Annotated in this window: 26 protein-coding genes; 3 read left to right on the forward strand and 23 right to left on the reverse strand. The window is 48.7% G+C overall.

All coding sequences use genetic code 11. From position 1 onward, the window contains the following. Positions 1–116: 116 nt before the first annotated feature. A complete protein-coding gene (locus ASG24_RS00785) occupies positions 117–458 on the forward strand; it encodes a hypothetical protein (RefSeq protein WP_055868339.1) in 342 nt (113 codons plus the stop codon). A gap of 108 nt (positions 459–566) precedes the next feature. On the opposite strand, the gene rimO is transcribed toward ASG24_RS00785, so the two are convergent. The 6 genes from rimO to rluD all read right to left on the reverse strand — a co-directional run bounded on the left by rimO (position 567) and on the right by rluD (position 5,943). Next, positions 567–1,901, reverse strand: coding sequence for a 30S ribosomal protein S12 methylthiotransferase RimO (rimO, locus tag ASG24_RS00790; protein ID WP_055866720.1), 1,335 nt, complete (start codon positions 1,899–1,901; stop codon positions 567–569). Positions 1,902–1,913: 12 nt separating this feature from the next. Beyond that, a complete protein-coding gene (locus ASG24_RS00795) occupies positions 1,914–2,846 on the reverse strand; it encodes a ZIP family metal transporter (protein WP_055866723.1) in 933 nt (310 codons plus the stop codon). Between the two features lie 91 nt (positions 2,847–2,937). After that, the gene (locus ASG24_RS00800; protein ID WP_055866726.1) at positions 2,938–3,357 is read right to left on the reverse strand and encodes a hypothetical protein; all 420 of its coding nucleotides are present in this window, start codon (positions 3,355–3,357) and stop codon (positions 2,938–2,940) included. A 4-nt stretch (positions 3,358–3,361) separates the two neighbouring features. Beyond that, on the reverse strand, positions 3,362–4,015 hold the full coding sequence (locus ASG24_RS00805) for an HAD family hydrolase (RefSeq protein ID WP_055866728.1): 654 nt from the start codon (positions 4,013–4,015) through the stop codon (positions 3,362–3,364). A gap of 76 nt (positions 4,016–4,091) precedes the next feature. Continuing rightward, positions 4,092–4,823 carry a peptidoglycan editing factor PgeF gene (pgeF, locus tag ASG24_RS00810; protein WP_156376496.1) on the reverse strand — a complete coding sequence of 244 codons (732 nt, stop codon included), beginning with the start codon at positions 4,821–4,823 and terminating at the stop codon, positions 4,092–4,094. Further along, a complete protein-coding gene (rluD, locus tag ASG24_RS00815) occupies positions 4,813–5,943 on the reverse strand; it encodes a 23S rRNA pseudouridine(1911/1915/1917) synthase RluD (protein WP_055866731.1) in 1,131 nt (376 codons plus the stop codon). The genes pgeF and rluD overlap by 11 nt, the downstream gene beginning before the upstream one ends. A 47-nt stretch (positions 5,944–5,990) precedes the next feature. Here rluD and ASG24_RS00820 point away from each other — a divergent pair, with 47 nt between their 5' ends. Next, positions 5,991–6,827 (forward strand): outer membrane protein assembly factor BamD, encoded by an 837-nt coding sequence (locus ASG24_RS00820; RefSeq protein ID WP_055866734.1) that lies wholly within the window; start codon positions 5,991–5,993, stop codon positions 6,825–6,827. Between the two features lie 68 nt (positions 6,828–6,895). Here the strand turns inward: ASG24_RS00820 and ASG24_RS00825 are convergent, their stop codons facing one another. From ASG24_RS00825 to ASG24_RS00875, 11 genes are all read right to left on the reverse strand, one after another. Then, on the reverse strand, positions 6,896–7,303 hold the full coding sequence (locus ASG24_RS00825; protein WP_235559624.1) for a hypothetical protein: 408 nt from the start codon (positions 7,301–7,303) through the stop codon (positions 6,896–6,898). 48 nt (positions 7,304–7,351) lie between these two features. Beyond that, the gene (locus ASG24_RS00830) at positions 7,352–7,678 is read right to left on the reverse strand and encodes a YnfA family protein (RefSeq protein ID WP_055866737.1); all 327 of its coding nucleotides are present in this window, start codon (positions 7,676–7,678) and stop codon (positions 7,352–7,354) included. 3 nt (positions 7,679–7,681) lie between these two features. After that, positions 7,682–8,122, reverse strand: coding sequence for a thioesterase family protein (locus tag ASG24_RS00835; protein WP_055866739.1), 441 nt, complete (start codon positions 8,120–8,122; stop codon positions 7,682–7,684). A gap of 5 nt (positions 8,123–8,127) precedes the next feature. After that, positions 8,128–9,330, reverse strand: a complete 1,203-nt coding sequence (locus ASG24_RS00840; RefSeq protein WP_055825337.1) for a PQQ-dependent sugar dehydrogenase — start codon at positions 9,328–9,330, stop codon at positions 8,128–8,130. Positions 9,331–9,522: 192 nt separating this feature from the next. Beyond that, on the reverse strand, positions 9,523–9,747 hold the full coding sequence (locus tag ASG24_RS00845) for a hypothetical protein (RefSeq protein ID WP_055866742.1): 225 nt from the start codon (positions 9,745–9,747) through the stop codon (positions 9,523–9,525). Between the two features lie 133 nt (positions 9,748–9,880). Beyond that, positions 9,881–10,312: an EamA family transporter gene (locus ASG24_RS00850; RefSeq protein ID WP_229007461.1), complete on the reverse strand. Its 432-nt coding sequence runs from the start codon at positions 10,310–10,312 to the stop codon at positions 9,881–9,883. A 14-nt stretch (positions 10,313–10,326) separates the two neighbouring features. Next, positions 10,327–10,695, reverse strand: a complete 369-nt coding sequence (locus tag ASG24_RS00855; protein WP_055866747.1) for a VOC family protein — start codon at positions 10,693–10,695, stop codon at positions 10,327–10,329. A gap of 54 nt (positions 10,696–10,749) precedes the next feature. Beyond that, on the reverse strand, positions 10,750–11,112 hold the full coding sequence (locus tag ASG24_RS00860) for an iron chaperone (protein WP_055866751.1): 363 nt from the start codon (positions 11,110–11,112) through the stop codon (positions 10,750–10,752). Positions 11,113–11,130: 18 nt separating this feature from the next. Then, positions 11,131–11,553, reverse strand: a complete 423-nt coding sequence (locus ASG24_RS00865) for a VOC family protein (protein WP_055866754.1) — start codon at positions 11,551–11,553, stop codon at positions 11,131–11,133. Positions 11,554–11,560: 7 nt separating this feature from the next. Then, a complete protein-coding gene (locus ASG24_RS00870) occupies positions 11,561–11,896 on the reverse strand; it encodes a hypothetical protein (protein ID WP_055827196.1) in 336 nt (111 codons plus the stop codon). 157 nt (positions 11,897–12,053) lie between these two features. Continuing rightward, positions 12,054–12,533, reverse strand: a complete 480-nt coding sequence (locus tag ASG24_RS00875) for a VOC family protein (protein WP_055866757.1) — start codon at positions 12,531–12,533, stop codon at positions 12,054–12,056. A gap of 207 nt (positions 12,534–12,740) precedes the next feature. Between ASG24_RS00875 and ASG24_RS00880 the strand changes: the two genes are divergently transcribed. Further along, positions 12,741–13,724 (forward strand): integron integrase, encoded by a 984-nt coding sequence (locus tag ASG24_RS00880; protein WP_055866759.1) that lies wholly within the window; start codon positions 12,741–12,743, stop codon positions 13,722–13,724. Between the two features lie 38 nt (positions 13,725–13,762). Here ASG24_RS00880 and ASG24_RS00885 read toward each other — a convergent pair whose 3' ends face one another. The 6 genes from ASG24_RS00885 to ASG24_RS00910 all read right to left on the reverse strand — a co-directional run bounded on the left by ASG24_RS00885 (position 13,763) and on the right by ASG24_RS00910 (position 21,632). Beyond that, a complete protein-coding gene (locus ASG24_RS00885) occupies positions 13,763–15,949 on the reverse strand; it encodes a bifunctional diguanylate cyclase/phosphodiesterase (protein ID WP_055866762.1) in 2,187 nt (728 codons plus the stop codon). Between the two features lie 165 nt (positions 15,950–16,114). Continuing rightward, positions 16,115–17,035: a rhodanese-related sulfurtransferase gene (locus ASG24_RS00890; RefSeq protein ID WP_055866765.1), complete on the reverse strand. Its 921-nt coding sequence runs from the start codon at positions 17,033–17,035 to the stop codon at positions 16,115–16,117. A gap of 127 nt (positions 17,036–17,162) precedes the next feature. Continuing rightward, positions 17,163–17,831 (reverse strand): formylmethanofuran dehydrogenase subunit C, encoded by a 669-nt coding sequence (locus ASG24_RS00895; RefSeq protein WP_055866770.1) that lies wholly within the window; start codon positions 17,829–17,831, stop codon positions 17,163–17,165. Then, positions 17,828–18,751, reverse strand: a complete 924-nt coding sequence (gene fhcD / locus ASG24_RS00900) for a formylmethanofuran--tetrahydromethanopterin N-formyltransferase (protein WP_055866772.1) — start codon at positions 18,749–18,751, stop codon at positions 17,828–17,830. The genes ASG24_RS00895 and fhcD overlap by 4 nt, the downstream gene beginning before the upstream one ends. Then, the gene (locus tag ASG24_RS00905; RefSeq protein WP_055866776.1) at positions 18,751–20,418 is read right to left on the reverse strand and encodes a formylmethanofuran dehydrogenase subunit A; all 1,668 of its coding nucleotides are present in this window, start codon (positions 20,416–20,418) and stop codon (positions 18,751–18,753) included. Before ASG24_RS00905 ends, fhcD begins: the two co-directional genes overlap by 1 nt. Beyond that, positions 20,415–21,632 (reverse strand): hypothetical protein, encoded by a 1,218-nt coding sequence (locus ASG24_RS00910; RefSeq protein ID WP_055866781.1) that lies wholly within the window; start codon positions 21,630–21,632, stop codon positions 20,415–20,417. The genes ASG24_RS00905 and ASG24_RS00910 overlap by 4 nt, the downstream gene beginning before the upstream one ends. Positions 21,633–21,697: the final 65 nt, after the last annotated feature.

Raw genomic sequence — 21,697 nt, forward strand, 5'->3', positions numbered from 1 at the left:
GATGACTCTCTAAATACTTAAGCGGCCTATTTTATCATGCTGACGCCGCTCATGCTGTGCCACAAACCTGGATTACTCAGATTGAAGCGCCGAAGCAAACGCGTTATCATGCGCTCATGATGCAGTCTATTTCTTCCAGCGGTGAGATTCATGTCGGCGAGCTTTATGGCAAACCCGCCATGTCTGGTCAAACCAGTGTGATTTATCATGTGATTGCCGTGCACAAGCAAGGCATCACCTTGCAAAATATGGATAACCCATTGAGCCAGTTTGAAACCACCGAACACAAGCTGCTGCAGTCAGGTTATGTCAGGCTAAGCCAGACGCCTTATGTGAACCTGGCAAAAACGAATAAAAGTAAAAATATCCAATCCAAACTGAAACGCTGCCCTTTTACACTGGATATTTTTGCTGATCGGGCTGATTGCGAACGGCCTCAATTCAGCCAACCTGCATAATTAGTTTTAACAACTCCATAGCACTACTGGATTTAAGTCACGGCGCTAACCCGTACTATCAAATAAAAAATGCCGCAATTTGCGGCATTTTTTATTCTATCCAGTTCATTAAAACTCGGGTGGCGCACCTATCAGGTCATGCCCTTGTGCATCGACAATCTGTACATCGACAAAATCACCCGGGCTAATACCCTCAGCGTCCTGCAGGTAAACAATACCGTCAATTTCCGGCGCATCCGCTTTGGTGCGCGCAATGGCAATCACGTTGCCATCATCATCTTCAGTCAGTTCATCCACCAGCACAGTTTGCAGGCTACCCACTTTGGCAGCCACTTTGGCAGCACTGATACGTTCCTGCACTTCCATAAAGCGGCTCAGGCGCTCTTTCTTGATTTCTTCCGGCACCTGAAAATCCAGTGCATTGGCGGTTGCGCCATCCACTGCGGAATAGGCAAAGCAACCGACGCGGTCCAGTTGTGCTTCTTCCATAAAGTCGAGCAGCATTTTAAAGTCGTCTTCAGTTTCGCCTGGGAAACCGACAATAAACGTACTGCGAATAGCAATCTCAGGGCAGGTTTCGCGCCAGGCTTTGATACGGGCCAGATTGTTTTCGCTACTGGCCGGGCGCTTCATCGCTTTAAGAATACGAGGGCTTGCATGCTGTAACGGCACATCCAGGTAAGGCAGAATCGCGCCTTCTGCCATCAACGGAATGACTTCGTCCACATGCGGGTACGGGTACACATAATGCAAGCGTATCCATACACCCAATTCACCCAGCGCCTTGCTCAACGCCGTCATATGCGTTTTAACCGGCCTGCCGTTCCAGAAACCGCTACGGAATTTCATATCGACGCCGTACGCAGAAGTATCTTGCGAAATCACCAGGATTTCCGACACACCGGCATTGACCAAGTTTTCCGCTTCGTTCATCACATCGCCAATCGGGCGACTGACCAGGTCACCACGCATGCTTGGAATAATGCAGAAACTGCAACGGTGGTTACAGCCTTCAGAAATTTTCAGGTAGGCATAATGCTTGGGTGTCAGGCGCACACCTTGTGGCGGCACAAGATCAGTGTAAGGATCATGCGGCTTGGGTAAATGGGTGTGCACATGCCCCATCACCTCTTCCAGCGCATGCGGACCGGTGACTGCGAGCACGCTCGGGTGCGCGCCGGTAACGACGTCTTTTTTCGCCCCCAGGCAACCGGTTACGATCACCTTGCCGTTTTTATTCAACGCTTCACCAATGGCATCCAGGGATTCCTGCACGGCGGAATCGATAAATCCGCATGTATTCACCACCACCAGATCGGATTGTTCATAACTGTTGCTGATCTGGTAACCCTCAGCGCGCAGCTGGGTCAATATACGCTCAGAGTCAGAGCCAGCCTTGGGGCAGCCCAGTGAAACAAAACCTACTTTAGGCATAGTCTGCATAAATTAAACCTTTTAACCTTCCACCAGGAACTTGGTAACCGCGACCGAAGCGACGCCTAATGTAATCAATAATAACTGTAATAACGTATCGCGCAAGGCGGTACGTTTGTGTAATCCGGGAATCAAATCTGCCACCGCCACGTACAACATGCTGGAAGCCGCCAGACTCAAAATGTAAGGCACCCAGTGCTCAACCATGGAAAGTCCAGCATAAGCGATTAAACCGCCAGCCAGTGTTGCCAGGCTGGAGCCGATATTAAACAGGAATGCTTTGCGCTTACTGTAGCCGGAATGCAGCAGAATCAGGAAATCCCCTACCTCTTGCGGAATCTCGTGCGCAATAATTGCAAGCGCAGTGACCAACCCCACCTGCATATCTACCATAAATGCAGCGCAGATCAATACGCCATCAACAAAGTTATGAAAGGTATCGCCTATCATAATCATCATGCCGCTACGGCCCTGATCGTGGTGGTGATGATGCCCTAACACCTGTGACGATTCGGGTAGCACCGGCCTGAATTTGATAGCCCCTTGCGGAGGTTTTACTTTTTGTTCCTTGCCTGACCCTGAAGAGAGCTCCGGACAATGAGCTTCATCGTGCATGGCATGCATTTCGCAATGCTCGCCATGACAGTGGCGCCAAAGCACCAGTTTTTCCAGTGCAAAAAACAGCAAAATCCCAAACAGCATGGTGGCAGTCATCGCCTCTATATTCGGGCTGGTTTCAATCGCGTGAGGTAATATTTCCAGGAATACTGCCGCCAGCAAGGCACCGATAGCATAGCTGACCAGCAAAGGTACCCAATGTTTTCTGGCATTCAGTGCAAACACCGCCGCAATCGACACACTTAAAACGCCACCCGCCAGGCAAGCCAGAATCAGGCCAGTCAGTGGGGAAATGGTCGCTAGCGCCGCGGTTAATGATGTCGGGAAATTAATCATGCATAGTTTGTGGAAATGAGGCGCGCATTATACGTGAGTTATAGCAAAAATGAGCATAAACAATTAGTTATCCTCAATGCAGGCTTTCAGATCAGATGAATTGCGCAATCACGTAACCAATCACAATCCCTAACATTAAGGCCACGGTTAAGCCGCGGTAAGTCAGCACATCTTTTGAATAGCCACGCCGGATAGCTATAAACGAAACCAGATAGCCGAGTGCATTCAACAACCAGATAAAACCAAAGCTTAATACTTTGACGATGATGGGACCAATCACCGGTAACAAACCGATTAATCCGACTATCCACACAAATGCACCAGAAACAAAGCCTACCAGCAATGCCACGCCGGCCAGCATTTTGACATCCCACTGATGTTGCAGGCCCCAGTAAAGAAAACCAACCGTCAATATGGTGACTGGCAACATGACTTTCCAGTCTTGCCATCGCCATGAAGCTGCACTGTCTACAGGTTTGGCCGAAGGACGTCGAAGTCTGTTCTTGACCATGGCCCTATCCTTTTAAGTCGGCAATGGTGGTTGCCAGTGCATCCACTTGCGAACAGCGGTGCCAATGCGGTTTTTTTTGTGAGGCATCTGCTGCATACCCCCAGGTCACCAGCACAAAGTCCATATTGTGCGCATCTGCGGCCAGGCCATCTTCCAGCCGGTCGCCGATATACAGGCATTCCTCAATCGGCAATGCCAGGTCCTGCACAATCCGGCCAACCATATCTGCTTTGCGACTAAGGGCAGGCTGAAAATAATCCAGGGCATACACACCCTGGAAAAACTGATCCCACTGCAAATGCCTGACAATTTTTTCGGTTGGGAATAATCGCTTATTGGTGGCGATGTATAAATTGTAGCCAGCCTGGTGCAGTTGCTGCAACATCTCTGTCACACCATCAAACACAACCGATTTCAGGTAGCCGCTTGAGTCATAGTGTTCTTTAAACACCTTTGCCAGTGATTGCAATAATGCATCATCGTCTTGGCCGGAAAGCAATTGAAGGCTTTCAATCAGTGGCGGGCCAATCACATCATTGCTTAATGGCATTTTTAAAGGCGTCGCTGTGCTTTTGAATGCATGGGCATAGCCTTCCAGGATACTGGGGGCAGAATCGATCAAAGTGCCGTCCAGATCAAAAATCAGGTGTTTTTTCATGAGGTGCTTTATCTAAAAAAAGTCGCATTGTTACGACTTGTATTGCGAATAATGGCTATGTGGCAAAGCTGGGGGATTATTCCAGCCAGATGAAAGTCGCCATGCGTCCGGTATCTCCATCGCGCCTGAAGCTAAAGAAAGATTCAGGTTCACTGTAGGTGCATCTTCCGCCACCATAAATACGGGTAATTCCTGAACTCTGCAACCGTTGCCTGGCGATGGTATACAAATCACCCAGCCATTTATTGCCATGAGGACGGAATGCAGCTTCTGCTTGCGCGTCATGCACTATAAACTGTTGCCGTACTTCACCGCCGACTTCAAAGGATTCCGGACCGATTGCAGGGCCTAGCCATGCCATTAATTGACTTGCCTCACCTGGCATCACTTCAACGGCAGCTTCAATGACACCATCACAAAGGCTGCGCCAGCCGGCATGAATGGCGGCAACGACAGTGCCAGCTTCATCACAAAGCAACACCGGCAGACAATCTGCGGTCATGGTCACGCAAACGACTTCTTTGCGCGTTGAAAAACTGGCATCAGCAGTTTCAAGGCAACTCGAAGTGCTGGCATCAATTACGCGTATGCCATGCACCTGCTGCAGCCAGACCGGTTCCGTCGGTAAAAACGGGCTTAATGACTGGCGGTTGTGCGCCACGTGTAATGGATTATCTTTAACATGATCACCCAGGTTCAGGCTGGCGTAGCTGCCGGTGCTGATACCTCCTGCCCGCGTCGTTTGTAACGCTTTAACGTTCGCAGGCGCAGGCCAATCAGGAATGATAAATTCGGGTTTATGCATCATCCTCGTCCGCTATCAGCGCTTCATCATCCCACTCTTCACTATCTTCCAGGTCGTCCTCAAGATCTTCATCGCCCCAGTCTTCATCATCGTCACCAATAAACAATCCGTTTTCGTCAACATTGAGGTCAACTGGAGATAAGGGTTCATCTGGCACTTCGGTGGCACGCATGGCCTCGAGCAAAGCACGCATATCATCCGCCAGCTCAATTTGCCACTCCATGTGTTCATTGGTTACCGGATGCGTCAGACCCAGTTTAATGGCATGCAGGGCCTGGCGTTTGAAATCACCAATCACCGCACGCAATTCTGTGGACATCATTTTATGCGGGATGATATTGCCGATGCCGTACAAGGGATCACCCACCATGGGTGCTTTTAAATGCTGTAAATGCACGCGGATCTGGTGCGTGCGCCCGGTTTCTAGATTGCAGCGCAGATAGGTATTGGTCCCAAAACGCTCCAGCACCTGATAATGCGTCACTGCAGACTTACCGCGGCGTATCACAGCCATCTTGACGCGCTGGTGTGGATGGCGACCTATGGGCTGATCTACCTTACCGTTGCGCCAGAGCTGGCCCCAGACAATCGCACGGTATTCACGCTTGACCGTATGCGCCTGTAACTGGCGCACCAGGCTGGTTTGCGCCTCTAGTGTTTTCGCCACTACCAGCAAGCCGCTGGTATCTTTATCCAGCCGGTGCACAATACCAGCACGTGGCACCTCTTTAAGTTGCGGCCGGTGGAAAAGCAAAGCATTTAGTAAGGTGCCGCTCCAGTTCCCTGCAGCAGGATGCACCACCAGTCCGGCAGGCTTGTTGATCACAATCAGTGCGTCATCTTCGTAAACAATATCCAGCGGAATATCTTCGGGTTCAAATGCGTTGTCTTGCGCATTCACTGGCGGCGTAACGGTAATGTTCTCGCCACCCCATACTTTGGTTTTGGCGGTAGGCGCTTTGCCATCGAGCAATACCAGGCCCTCTTTGATCCAACCCTGTAACCGGCTACGTGAATGGTCAGGCAGCATTTGCTGCAACACCAGATCCAGCCGCTGCCCACCAAGGTTGGTAGGCACGACCAGCTGTAAGGAAGCGCTTTCTTTCATATTTTCAAACGGCATCAGTTATAATGCCCTGAGTTTCCTTATATATAACGATATTGAACAACATGCTTCGCATTTTACCGCTTAACGCCCTGCTCACGCGTGCTTTTATTTTCATCGCCGCGCTTACCTTAAGCGCTTGCGCTATTTTTGGTGATCCAAATCCGCTTGATGAAACAAAAGGCTGGCCTGAGCAACGCCTGTACGCCGCCGGCCAAGAAAAAATGGTGGATAAAAACTACGATAAGGCGATCGAGTACTTCCAAAAGCTGGAAGCGCGTTATCCGCATGGTGCTTATGCCACCCAGGCACAACTTGAAGTGGCCTATGCTTATTACAAGAAAAGCGAACCGGTGTTATGCCTTTCTGCCGTTGACCGCTTTATCAAACTGCACCCGAACCACCCTAACCTCGACTATGCCTATTACCTGAAAGGCCTGGCCACCTTTAACGAACGCGGCGTTATCGAAAAATACACCAAACAGGAAATCAATGATCGCGACCCGAAAACATTGCGCGTGTCATTCAATGCGTTTAAGGAACTGGTCGAACGCTTTCCCAATAGCCGCTATGTGAAAGATGCCACGCAGCGTATGATTTTCCTGGTCAATACACTGGCTATGCATGAGATGCACGTAGCCCGTTATTACATGCAACGTAAAGCGTATGTCGCAGCGGTGAACCGCACCAAATTTGTATTGGAAACCTATCCTAACTCAAGTGCTGTTGAAGAAGCACTGGTAACGATGATCAGCGCTTACGACGCCATGGGCCTGGACGACCTTAAAGAGGACACCTTGCGTGTACTCAAAACAAACTATCCGGAAAATCCTATGATTACCGGAAAAATCAACGAAGACGAAAAAGTCTGGTGGAAATTCTGGGAAAGCCTATACCAGTAATTTTGATTAAAGTCTCGCCGGATACCGAAAAGCGCCAATCTTATGGCGCTTTTTTGTTTGGTAGTGACTCAAACCTTTTTATGGGTGTTGGTCTTTGCTACCAGTGCATCCATCGCGAAAGCTTCCAGCTCAAAAGGATTGTCATAATAAATATGCCGCCCTCTCAACCCCTGCCAAAGTCCCGCTAACAAATAAGCCGGGATAAACAGAATCCCCCATCGTTCAGCCTGCCGCACATGTACGTGTTCATGCGGACGTAGTTGCTCCAGTCTTGTGGCTGAGAAACCCAATATTACATGCCCAAGCGTCATCGCCGCGAATCCGCGACGCATCATCCAGTATGCGAACCTGCCGCCATGCACCTCGACTACACCATGTGCAAGACGTGCTTTTGCGCCAAATAACATCCAGACTCCTGCAGCCAGCATACCGATCAGCGTCGTGGGTAACGTCCATAAAAGAATAAGTAAGCGCAAAATTTATTATCTTAAATATAACTAGCAGCCTGGTAGAGAAAATTGACTTCAGAGTTGTCTTGGTGAAAACATAATGATAGCCATTCCCAACATTGCCACACCGGCGCCGACTATATCCCACCCGGTCGGACGTATACCTTCTACCAGCCACAGCCAGATGATTGCCACGCCAATATAAACACCACCATAAGCCGCGTAGATACGTCCAGCTGCCGCAGGATGCAATGTCAGTAGCCACGCAAACACCGCCAGGCTAATGCCTGCAGGCACCAGCAACCACATGCTTTTTCCCTCTTTCAACCAGAGATAAGGCAGATAGCAACCTACAATTTCAGCCACTGCGGTCAGTGCAAACAACAAAAATGTTTTAATCAACGTCTATGCCTTATTGGTTTGTTGCAGCAAAGCTTTCTTGGCTGCAACTTTTGCATCAAATTTGTCTTTGAGAACCACGAAACGCTCATGGGTGCCTGTAGCAATCAGGTCAATGTCATCGTGAGCCTCAACCTTGAATACTAATTTTCGATCATTTATTTCGATGAGCTCAACAGTAGCAATGACGGTTAATCCAGCTGGCGTAGGCGACTGATGACTGACATTGATATGCGTGCCCACAGTTTGCTCATGTGGCTGATCAAGATAAGGCTGTATCGCCTTGATACATGCCCATTCCAGAAAACCAACCATAAAACCTGTTGCAAACACTTCCGGCATCATCAGAAACTCTTCGGCTTCCGGGTATAACGCCGGAACAGTTTTTGAAACAGGTACCAGGAACTGGTGCTGATATCTCAGGCCAGGTTGCAGCGCAGCATCCATAAAAATTACTCCTGCTCTGAAATAAGCAATTGATTATGGTCAGTTTTCAGGTAAAAAGTGCCATTAGCATCAATCTGGATGGCTCTTATTCGGTAATCACTTAATACCGGCTCTGCATATACTAGCGTCGTGCCTTCACGGCGAACGCGGTACAAAGTGGTATTCCCCATACCGGCGACAAAAAAATCGTTATCCCAGAAATCGTTGCGACCGGTTTTCGGATATTTTGCAAGTGGGCCGATCCCAATCGAAGGCACAAATGTCATTAGCGGCTTCTCATGTCCCTCGTGGCTATTGAATTTGTTGCCGTAGTAGCCACTCATGCCATCACGCTCATAAATCGTGCCATAGCTGACTATTGGCCAGCCGTAGTTTTTGCCACGCTTGATCAGGTTGATCTCATCCCCACCACGCGGACCGTGATCCGTTAACCACAACTCATTACTTTCCCTGTCGTAAAACAGGCCGCCTGAAGGTGAGCGGAAACCGGTGGCATATACCTCTGTATTCAAACGCTGCAAGTCAATACGCATGACTTTACCAAGAGAAGTAGTTTTGTCCTGCACGCGGTCAGGTTTGGAAAAATCCCCTATGCTTAAGTACAAGGTACGTTCATTTTCCCCCAACACCAGCTTGCCCCCTACCTGGTGACCGAGAATCGGTTCTTTAATGGCTGGTCGGCTGATATAAATCTCGCGGTCAAAGCTGACCTCGCTATTTTCAACATCCACCGCAAACTCGCTCACTGCCAGGCGCACACCGTTGGTTACTTCATCCCAGGCCGTATAGGCGACATAGAGGGTTTTGCCAATCAGCAGTGAGTCTTTGACGCCAGAAAGCTCTTTGCAATAAACGAGTTGCTTGCTGCTGCTCTCATCTGCCGAAGTATCACCGCCAGGTATAAATTTTGCCAATTGCTTGCCGGGCTTAACCAGCTCCATGGTTTCATTCTGGCGAACAAAATATACATCACCACACTTGCTGATAAACAAAAATAAATGTTTATCCAGGCGCTCAAACGGTCCACTTGGATATTGGTCTTCAAAAGGGAGCTTATAAACTTTTAGGGGTTGAGTGCCAAACACCGAGCTGATTCTTGGCGGCTCAGGCTCTTTGTTAGCATCTTTATCCGCTTGCGCAGCTTCACTGCCGGATAGCAGTAATCTTGGTACCACATCATCAGCAGCCTGTACATTCGGTGCAAGCATATTCCAGCTGAGTATCAGCCAACAGAGGGTAAATAATGTGAATTTTAAAAGTGGTCGGATTAACAATCGATGAGGTTGATAAAGCAAAACAAGGTTCTCCATTCTTATACTTACATACGAGTCGCAAGTACAGAAAAAAGTTTATAAAACGATTATATAAATTTTAAATTTATTATATAAATCAATAATATATTATTTTTTATTCATCCAATTTGTAATCATTATTTTCAGTAATAATGCAGCAATCATCACTAACCATGCTACTAGTGTCAGTTTAATAAATGCTGCAAAAGTATCCTGCTGGCAAACTTCACCCAATAGGGGGTTAACAGTATCACAGCCAAAAGCCACTACCGCAAATGCAAAACCTGGCCCAAGGTGCAAAATGGCCAGGCCGTAAATCAATCCACGTAACATATGTATTCCATGACAACGTTACCATTAATTCCAGTTATCAATTTTGACATCGGCGCAAACTTTTGCTTGTGGGGCTGTGATGCCTACTCTATGAAAAATATCTGCAATACCGTCTACCAAGACACTCAACAGCTTAACGTTTAAACGCCAGCACCAGTACCCCCATAGCTACCAACGCGACACCTAGCCACTCTCGCGCAGAAAGGCGTTCGCCCAAGAACAGGAAGGCAAATAACGCGACCAGCACCAGGCTGAATTTATCGACTGGCGCCACTTTCGAAGCTTCGCCCAATTGCAGCGCGCGAAAGTAACATATCCAGGAGGCTCCTGTCGCGACAGCGGATAAGCCTATGAATAATAATGAGCGCGCCGGCATGGTGAACGGATTGCTCCATTTACCTGCAAACCAGACGAAGGGTGCAAGCACGGCGGTGATGACCAGCGTGCGGATCAAAGTAGCGAAATCAGAATCAACGCCGGTGATACCGATTTTAGCAAAAATAGCGGTGAGGGCCGCAAAGCAGGCTGAAAGTGCTGCCCAGAAAAACCAGTCATTGATCATCACACTGCCCTTGTTTGCTAATCAACATTCTGACCAATGCGCCACAGCACACCTGAAGGATCGGTGATACAAAAATCGCGCATTTTCCAAGGCTGCAATTCTATCGGCCACAATTTGACGCCGTATTTATTGACCACACCGCTTTTCTCTATTTTCTGCCACCATGCGTCAACGTCTTCCACCAGCAGATGCATCATGAAATTTTCGGCAAAACCCTCAGCACAAAAATTTTGCAGTAAAAAACTCGAATTCCCAAAGTGGAAATAAGCGATACCGCCACCTTCTGAGGCCATGGTGAACCCAATATCCTGATAAAACTGCCTGGATAATTCAAAGTCTTTGGCCGGAACGAATGCCTTGATTTCTGTAACTTTCAGGTTTGTCATGTTGAGGTGAGCCTATCTAGTGAATTGCTGGTATGACTCAAGTATAAATCAAGCTCATCCCTTGCGTGTACCTGCCTCATATTCACGGTACAAAGCCATGGCTACCTGCCCTATCAACTCCAGAGGCAATGGCTGATCGAGTGGAAAAGATAAATTGCCTTTTTTGCCACGGTAGGCTTGCAATACATTGATTAATGCTAAATCCTTGGTGACAGGAGGATAGATGCCGATGTGTTGCTTGAATGCTGCGAAATAGAAAAATACATGTTGATCGGCGCGGAATGCAGGTATTTGATAGCTGATACAACGCATTGCTTCCGGTAGCAAGGTCTCGACTTTTTCCTGGATAGAAAGCATTAAAGCCTGAATCTCAGGACTCAGGCTTTTGATATATTCCTCATGTGCGCTAAATGCCAAAGATGGCTCCTGGGAAGTTTAAGCTTCAATCTGCCAATCAGGATTCCAGACCACTTCCCAAAGATGTCCATCCGGGTCTTGAAAGTAGCCTCCATAACCGCCCCAGAAAGTATCCTGTGCAGGCTTGGTGACGGATGCACCGCTTTTGCTGGCTTGCGTCATGACTTCATCAACCTCTGCTTTTGAACCGACGTTGTGTGCAATCGCAAAGCTAGTCGGGCTTGAAGGTAAAACTGGCAGCTTTGTATCATGTGCAAGGCTGTCGCGCGGCCAGAGTGCCAGCTTCAAGCCACCTTTCAGTTCAAAAAACACCACGGCACCATGTTCAAACTCTGTTCCCATGATCCCTTCGGTCGCTAATCCCATGCCATCGCGATAAAACCTGAGCGAGGCTTCCAGGTTATCTACGCCTAGCGTAATCATGGCAATCGAAGGTTTCATCGTTTACTTATCTGGTCAGGATGTATACGCATGTTGAAACGGCAGCGATAGACAAGCCAAAAGAAACAAACAGCATGGTTTTATAAGCGGCTACCTGTTTGTTTGCCACTTGCGCAGCCGCTTCAATTTGCTGGATAGCCTGCTGCATTTTCTCGGCCAAAACATGTATTGATTCTGCATTCTGCACAGCCGCAGCCTGAAGCTCTTGAATTTGCTTGGCCAGCAAAGGATCAACCTTGGCAGCCGCTTCAGATTTGGAAGTAAAGGCAGGCACAGCAGAAGTGGCTACTTGCGCGATATACGGTGCCAACGCCTTGATAATAGGTAAAAACTGAATTGCCATAATAACCTCGCCAACATTATTTAACTTTGTCTGCATAGTACGGGCTGAATGCCTATACGTCCACCCTTGATAGCGAAACAGGTAGGTTGCGGAGATTCAAATTGCTCCACCCTACTCGACAAAGTTATCCCTATCCTCAAGTAAGCTGAGAGTGATATCAACCGCGGCGAGCTGCTTCAATAGTGGCGATATCAATCTTTTGCATCTGCATCATCGCTTCGAAAGCACGTTTGGCCGCAGCACGGTCCGGATCGGTAATTGCAGCCATTAATGCGCGTGGCGTGATTTGCCACGAAATTCCCCACTTGTCCTTACACCAGCCACAGTCGCTTTCTTCGCCTCCATTATCCACAATCGCGCTCCATAAACGATCAGTTTCGGCCTGATCATCAGTAGCTACCTGAAAAGAGAAGGCCTCATTATGTCTAAAGATCGGGCCGCCATTTAATCCAAGGCAAGGAATACCTATTACCGTAAACTCAACCGTCAATGCATCACCTTGTTTGCCTGAAGGGTAATCGCCAGGCGCATAATGTACCGCACCCACCGTGCTATCAGGAAAAGTGGCGGCATAAAACGTTGCCGCTTCCAATGCATCGCCATCAAACCATAGACAAATTGTGTTTTTTGCAGCCATATCTCCTCCGCCGTGACCTTTAATAGTGCTGAGATTGGATCATAAATTAGTCATTAATGATGACAAAAAAAATTCAAAGCTGGTTCAATTGATGATCTTCATTGAATTTTATTTAAATCCATGCCTACAATTAATTTTATTAACCATATTGTTATATATTTCAATATATAAATAAAATTTAGTGCACCTGATAATAGAGATTAAAAAATGGATAGCCCACCTATATCATCATCTCCGCCCAAGCTTTTCCCGAGCATTACTGAGCGTTTAACGACACTTCAATACAGCAAGCGCACCGAAGAATCTTATATTCAGTGGATTAAACGGTTTATTACTTTCCATGGCAAACGTCACCCACGGGATATGGGTGGTGAAGAAATAGAGGCTTATTTAAACCATCTGGCTGAAGAAAAGAAAGTTTCGGCCAGCACGCAAAACCAGGCCAAAAGCGCCCTGCGTTTTTTATATGAACAGGTGCTGGAACGTGAATTACCAGTGATGGAAAACCTGGTGAAAGTGAAAGCCCATAAAGCGCTGCCTATAACCCTGACCAAACACGAAGTACAGGCCATCCTTTCAAACCTGAATGGCTCGATATGGTTGATCGCCAGCTTGCTATACGGCAGCGGCCTGCGTGTAATGGAGTGTTTGCGGCTGCGCGTCACCGATATTGATTTCGCGAAACTTGAGATTTTTGTACGCGATACTGAAGGGTATAAAAACCGCATTACCCTCTTGCCTGCTAGCCTGGTTGAACCGTTGAAAGCGCATTTACTGGAAGTACAGTCATTACATGAAGAAGACCTTGCTAAAGGATTTGGCGAAACCAGAATGCCAGCAAGCTTAGCCAGGAAATATCCTGAGGCGAGTAAAGATTGGGCATGGCAATATGCTTTCCCTTCGAGCAGGCTTTCAGTTACCCAACAAACAGGGGATATTTATCGCCATCATGCTGATGAAAAAACTGTACAACGTGCAATTAAAAAGGTGGTGAAACAGGCTGGGATTAAAAAATTAGTGACCCCCAATACATTCCGCCACAGTTTTGCTACCCATCTATTGCAGGGCGGGCAGGATATTCGTACTGTGCAGGAGTTATTGGGTCATGCCGATATAAGCACCACCATGATTTACACGCAGGTGGTGAATATTGGCGGGCGCGGCGTGGCTAGTCCACTCGATGTTATTTAGTGCTGCATTGATTCAGATAATAGCGAATCGCACATAAGTTATGCAGCCGAAGATAGAATTTTAAGGCCGATTAAACGGGCAAACTGCATGGCTGGCATAGGATTGCCAAACAGGCTTCCCTGTCCTTCCTCACAGCTTTTCTCCCTTAAGTAGTTGTATTGGCTGCGGGTTTCAATGCCCTCTGCAATCGCTTGCAGATCAAAACCGTGCGCTATATCAAGCGTGGCACAAACCACTGAATCATCTTGCTTGTGCTCCAGCATGCCATGCACAAATGAGCGGTCAATTTTAATGCGCGTTAAAGGATAGGTCTTGAGCAAACTTAAAGAAGCATAGCCAGTACCAAAATCGTCAAAAGCAATACCTACGCCAGAACTTTTTAACTTGCGCAGCGTTTCAAGCACCACTTCATCGCTATCCAGTGCAATATTCTCAGTCACTTCCAGCTCAAGAGCCTCGGGAGGCAAGCCATGTTTGGCCAATGTCTGCATGACTTCTTCCAGCAAGTTGCCTACCCTGAACTGTGCTTCAAACAGGTTGACGCCGATACGCAAATGGCTCGCGCCATGGCGTCGCCAGTATGAAACTTGTGCGCATGCTTCATCAAGCACCCACGAGCCGACGATTGCAGCCAGCGGCCCGCCTTCCAGCGCTTGCATGAATGCAGCCGGTGCCAGGATGCCACGTTTGGGATGATGCCAACGAATTAAGGCTTCTGCACCGGTAATGGCACCAGTGGCTAAACTGACTTGCGGTTGATAATAAAGCAGAAATTCGCCTTCATCTACCGCCCGGTGCAATTCCATGGCATAAAGGCGACGTGTGACGGCTTCCATCCGTAGCGCTGAGGTAAACAGAAACGCCCGCCCGCGCCCACCTATGCTTTTGGCTTTAAACAAGGCAAGGTCTGCATTGCTGACCAGCTCTAATGCTTCATGCGCTTGCAGAGGTGCCAGCGCTACACCACAGCTTGCTGCAACGCGTATTTCGTGACCATTAATGATGATTGGCTGCGCAATTTGAGAAATCAATACATTCGCAAACGCCAGTGCCTCTTCAGCATTGGTAATATTCGGGACGATGATGGCAAACTCGTCACCGCCAATTCTGGCGACCAGGCCAGGCGCATTGACCACTGCAGACATGCGCATCGAGACAGCTTGCAGAACTTTGTCTCCAATCGTGTGGCCCAGTGTGTCGTTGACGTCTTTAAAGCCATCAAGGTCAATGATGAAGACAGCTGCCGGCTTGGGGATGAGCAATGTTTCTTCGACCACGCGATAAAACCTGCCGCGATTGGCCAGGCCGGTGAGTACATCAATATTGGCGCGCTGGCGAAGCTCAGTTTCTTCAATGCGCTGTGCAGTGATATCTTTCAAAATGGCTTCAAAACGCATTTTGCCGGCTTCTTTCCAGCTAAACAGTGATAAGCCCAACAGGAACTCGGTACCGTCTTTGCGCAAACCAAAAATTTCTGTTGGCGTTTCCAGGTAATCCAGCGAACCTGTTGCTACAGCACGATCAATAATATCTTTCAGAACAAAACGTTCACGCTCAGGGATAAGTATATCGATCGGCTGGCCTATCCCTTCTAACACCTCATAACCATGCGAGTCGGCTGCCGCCTGGTTCCAGGCAACAATCTGGCGATGCTCGTCAAACCAAACCACTGGTGAATCTGAGCTTCCGGCGTACTCTTCAAAACTGGGGCGGTTGCGGTTACTTGCAGTTTCAATACGCCTCAATTCCAGGCGGTCAGAAACCATTTGCGCTAACTCTTTCAGGCGGCGCTGATCTTCTTCTGAAAAATTAAAATGTGGCTGGTTATCTACCACACAGAGTGCGCCCAGCGCCAAACCATTTGGGGATAATAGTGGTACACCTGCGTAAAATCTGAGATTGGTTGCGCCGGTGACGAGGGGATTATCGTAAAACCTGTCATCAAGCGTTGCATCGGGCACCACCATGACTTGCGTCTGATTGATGGCATGCGCGCAGAATGAAACATCGCGGCTCATATCCGCTTCACCAATCCCCAAACTGGCAGCAAAGAACACTTGGTCGCTGCCTATGATGTTCACGGCGGCCACTGGCATGCCAAACATACGTGAAGCAATATGTACGACAGGATCTAAACTGGGTACCAGGCTTTCATTGTCGAGGCCATGCTCTGACAAAGCAGCTAATCGTTCTTGTTCAGTGACTAGTATTGCAGGACATTTCATCGCAGTCTCATGTTCCTGGAGCTTTGGATTAATGGGCTATGCCTAATAACTATTGGCTACTGACACATCATGCAAGTATCATGACATATATTTACATAAATACTAACCAGGAACTAGTCTGACTTTGCGGATTTATTTACACTTTGGCAACTATATTTTGCCAGTTTAATTCTTTTGTTTGTCCCCGATATGGCTTTGTCCGCGCACCTTGGCTAGCTTGACCTGTTTTTGACGCTCACGCAGCGATTCACGTTTGTCTTCTGTGAGTTTTTCATAGCAATAAGGGCAAGAGATGCCTGCTTCGTATTGCTCACTCAACTTTTCTTCACTGGTCAGCGGCATGCGACAAGCGTAGCACTGGTCATGATCACCAACTTCCAGACCATGTTTGACTGCAACGCGCTGATCAAAGACGAAACAATCGCCCTCCCATAAACTTTCTTCTTTCGGCACCGTTTCCAGGTATTTGAGGATGCCGCCCTGTAAGTGATAGACCTCTTCGAACCCTTGCTGCTTCATAAAGGAGGATGCTTTTTCGCAACGGATCCCGCCGGTACAAAACATGGCTACTTTTTTGTGCTTGGTTTTATCCAGATTGTCTGCGACATACTTGGGGAATTCACGAAAGGTGGTGGTTTTCGGGTCAACCGCATTTTTAAAAGTACCGATATGCACTTCGTAATCGTTACGCGTATCCAGCAAAATAACATCCGGGTCTGAAATCAGCGCATTCCAGTCTTCCGGTTTCACATAGGTACCGACCACCTCGTTCGGGTCTACCCCCTGCACGCCCATGGTGACGATTTCTTTTTTCAGTTTGACCTTCATGCGATAGAAAGGATGCGTGTCAGCCCAGGATTCTTTATGCTCAAGGTCAGCCAGGCGAGGATCCTGACGCAGGTAATTCAAAATTGCTTTTATATCTTCCGGCTTACCGGCAATGGTGCCATTGATACCTTCATTCGCCAGCAGCAAAGTGCCTTTAATCCTGAGCATCAGGCATTGTTCCAGGATAGGTTGTTGCAGGTCTTTGTAATTATCCAGGGTAACGAATTTGTAGAGTGCGGCGGTAAGGTATTGACTCATTTGCGAAGTAGCTTTGTTTCAAAGAGTCGCATTTTACCACCCTAAGCCGCTGAATGAAAAAGGGAAATGTGCAAAAAAGAAAACGGGCTTAGCGCCCGTTTCATAATAATTGATCCAGATCAAAAATTTATTGAATCACTAAAATTTCTGCTTTGCCCAAACCGCCCATATCACCCATCCAGCGGTGTACACGCAAACTGCTAATCTCGACAAACCGGCTATCCAGCAATTTGAATGATTTATAAAGGATATTCAGGAATGGTAATTTATGCGGCCCACAATCAATCCAGGTAGCTTGTGCCGCAGGTGTTTTTGCCAGCAAAAGCGTGCCGCGTTTCATGCCGTAACCTAGATAAGCACTGGTATTGCCAAGCACACCCAAGGTACCCGCCATCATGCCGGAAGCACAATAGTCTCCGACATTCCCTTCAATCAGCAACATGCCTCGGCGCATGCGATCACCAGCACGTGCGCCAGCATTACCCTTGCAGATGAGCACTCCATTTTGGAGTTGTGCACCCAGAAAATCGCCGGCATCCCCTTCAACAATCACTTGGCCAGTAGTCATGCCAAAACCAATATAAGCATGCTGTGAGTCGGTGTTTTTAAAGGTGACTTTCAATGCTTCAACACTGTTATCAACGCTTACCTCGAATACTTCACCCACCGTTGAATGTTTAGTCAGTTTGATAGCGGTAATTTCAGAGACCGTTTTACCCTGCAAAGCTTGTGGCGACAATGCACGGCAATCAATCTGGCGCGAGACCGGTTTGGCGGTTAAGACGATATGGCTCATACGGCCTCCCCACTTAAAATTGGACGCAGCTTGAAGTGATGTGGGCCCAGTTTTCCACCATAGTTACCGGCAGAAATACGCAAAATGCCATTCTCTTTGCCCAAACCGCAAGCAGCTTCAATACCGGCTTTCATAGAAGCGGCAATATCTTCAAATGCCAGGCCATTCACCACAATCTCCATCACACTTTCTACACGCGGATCAAGCTCGCTTTTTACCGCGCCTTTTAATGTCGGACAGAAAGCATCATTGGTACTGGCAAACATTTTGGGATATTTGCTACCAACTTTGGAGCCTGAACGCACCACGCCACCCGGAAACGGCATGATCACATTCGGAAACTTGCGCATGGCATCAATCGCAGCTTCGCAGGCTGTCAGCACTTGCGCCTGGCTGGTGCCTAACACCAGGAAGTTACCGCCACCAATCGCGCGCACCATGCCGGTGGTTTCCTCAGTAAGAAACTCGCCATCCATTACCGGAATACGCCAGTAGCGCTTGAGCTTGCCTTCGGCATTGGGAATCTGTTTGGAGATTTGATTACCATCACCAAAAAAGCGCAAATGCTTGCCAAGGCTGATCATATCTTCGGACTCGATACCCGCAAAGGCGGCCGCAGTCGGGCAAGTAAGGATACATTGCCCCATACGGGTTTCCAGCTGCTGCATAAGCACTTTACTACCCATGGCAAACAACAGCACACTGACACCCGGACGGCCATCAGGCGTTTCGTTCTCAGTCAGCTCGCGTTCTATACCAGCCTCTACACCACAGCCGATCACGCTGGTAGCAAAACCGGTCATGGCATTGGCTGCGTTGTAAGCCCAGCGCAAATTTTGCGCAGTGATCAATACGCGCGTGGCGCGCATATTGAAGGCTTCAGCAAAAGTGTCGTCTATTTCTACGCCGTTAATAACCATCATGCCCCCTGCACATGGTTAATGACATGGTTGCGGCCATCTTCCGCAATATGGTCATTACTGATTTTGAAGTGTTGCATTTGCATGGTGTGATAGCGATCAAAATACTGCTTGATGTCTTTTTCAACGCCCAGGTCAAATGCAGGCTTGGCAGTATGGGTAGCGCCCCATACTACTTTAATGACTTTTCCTTCTTTCACTACCAGTTCACCATCCTTAAACACCAGGTCAGGCTTGCTAAACATGGCTTCTTTGTCAGGCTGCTCGGTATAAACGGTAATATCAGCGGCGGCACCCACGCCCAAATGCCCCCGGTCTTGCAAGCCTATCAATTTGGCCGGCGCTGAACGTGTCATGGTGGCGATTTCGTAAAGCGTGTATTCGCGATCCAGCGCTTTCAGGTTACTCATCGCCTGCGCATCCAGGTTCAGTTTATCGAAGGCATCATTACGGAATGATTTGTCCATCAGCAAGCGGATTAAATGCGGATAGGTAGTAAATGGTGCACCGTTTGGATGGTCAGTCGTCAGGAAGACACGCCAAGGATCATCCACACTCAGGAACACTTCCAGGCCAATCGCCCATTGCAAGGCATTCACATAATTCTCGTCACGGTATTTGAACGGCACCACGCCACAACCGGCATCGCACTCGATATCCATGATCACCGATTTTTTTGGGTTGGCTACCTTGGCGTTCAAATGCTGCATCATGTTGTCGCCGGAAGCGGTCACCGTCTGCCCGAACAGGATCTGGCCGACATCGGCGGTGATATGCTTGTTTTTGTTGATTGCCTCGGCAATATTGGCCGCGGCTGAAGAAAACTTCTTGTCCCCTTCGGTACCGTAGCTGTGGAACTGGATGTGCGTCAGGTGCATGGGCAGGCCATCGCTGGCGCCCATAGTATCCAGCGTGGTCTGGAAATTACCGGCCACGCCCAGGTTGTTACAGTGCACATGCAAAGGTTTGGCAATGCCAAGGTCATGCACAGCGCGGCTTAACGCCTGCAGAATACGGCGTGGCGTGATGTGGTAATGGCTGTGCTGCTGGTCCAGGTCCTGGCGGCGCTCGTTGAACTTGAACGCCGAGATGCCACCTGGGTTTACGACCTTGATACCTATGGTTTGCGTCGCATGCAAGGTCCAGGCGACATAATCATTGATGGTTTTCTGATCTGCATTCTGGCTAAGCAGGCGCAACAGGTAATCATCATTACCCAGCATGGCGTAGCCGCCTTTGTCTATCATGGGCGTATCGCCCATTTCCATATGCGCTTGCCGCGCATTCACCGCCAGGATGGCCGGTTCAAACGCAGCGGTATACCCCATCTCGATATAGCGCATACCGGTGTCGGTGGTATTCGGCGTCGCATGGTGGCTGCAATTCGCGCCACAGATATGCGCTTCAGGCTCCTGCATGCGTCGCATATCCTGGTATTCAGGGAGCAGCATGCGTGCAATATTCACTTTGCCGCCACCAATATGGCTGTGCATATCGATCGCACCAGCCATCACAATTTTGCCGTTCAATTCATGCGCCTGGTCGATTTTCTCGGTCTCGGCGGGCTTAGCGATAATGCGGCCATCACGGATATAGATATCTTCCAGTACGCCATCTTTATGATGGGCAGGATCAATTACCCTGGCATTTTTTAGCAACGTAATCATGCCTGCTTCCCTTCATTGGCTATGGCTTGTTCAATCAAAGCAACTACTTTAGATAAAGTAGGGACATCAGAAGGTTTGGCGGCTGTCAGCGGCAAAGTCACCGAGCCATCGACGCGGAATTGCTGGCCGCCAGTATCCAGGCCTGGTGTGGCTACCGGGATAAACACCGCTGGCGGTGTGGTAAATTTGCTATCGGCTGCGCCCAGCACAATCACTGGCGAAACTTCGGGAGGGGGCATGGCTTCCGGGCTAAAACTGTTTACCCAGACGACTACATCATGGTCTTGCCAGTTAGGCGCATCAATAATCACGCCATTGAGCCAGGTATGTGCGTAATTCACGCTGGTATCACCATCGCTGCCTCCTAGTGACAAGCCCATGGCGCGCGATTTCTGGTTCAGGGCAACCACGGTTTCGGTAATATTTTCTATGGTTAATTCTGCATGCTCGAAATGCAAGTCTTTGGACACCCAGACCAGGGTAGCGTATTTTGCGGCTTTTAGTGTTTCAGCCAGCGCAGCAAGTGTGCTGACTGGCACACCCGCAATACTTTCGCCAGCCACAGGTTTGTTCATAACCAGTGCGCGCAAGGCAGACACAACTTCTGGCAAATGCTCGGAAGCACAGGCTATCACTTGCGGTGCGCGGCCATCCGGCGAAACACCCGCCTGCGTTTTGAGCTTATCGCCACCCAGGTAAATAATCTGCCGGGCTGAAGGTTCGGTAAACATGGCTTCGTCTACCCATACTACGCGCTCAAAAAAACGCGCATTGTGTGTGACCACATCGGTGCCTATCATGAGAATCACATCCGCGCGGTTGCGCACCTCAGTCAATGTCGTCGTTTGCCAGCCTCTATGCTGCAACACTTTCATATTGCGCAAAGTACTATCTGCATTCAAGTGTGTCATATCCGCAAAGCTCTGGTTAGCAAGGCTGACCAATGCACGCGCGCCATGCACATCAGTACTGCTACCGGCGATCAAAGGCGATTGTGCCTGCTGCAGCAATTCGGCCGCGGCTTTTACCGCTTGCGCCAAGGAAACAGCTTGTCCATTAACCTGAGGCTGCACACTCAGAGAAGTAGACCGGGCGTAGAATTTCGCCGCCTTGCCACAAGAAAACTGCTGTTTGGCAATTGTATCCGCCGAAATATCGTCGCATAACAAGCCACACGCCGGGCAAGCATGCATAGTCTGTTCTGTATTTACCATATGTGGAAAGATCTCTCGTCTACGCTGAAAAAACTAACGCCATCGTTGAAAACAATCACATCATA

The organism is Methylophilus sp. Leaf414, assembly GCF_001425425.1.
In the GTDB taxonomy this organism is placed as follows: Bacteria; Pseudomonadota; Gammaproteobacteria; order Burkholderiales; family Methylophilaceae; genus Methylophilus.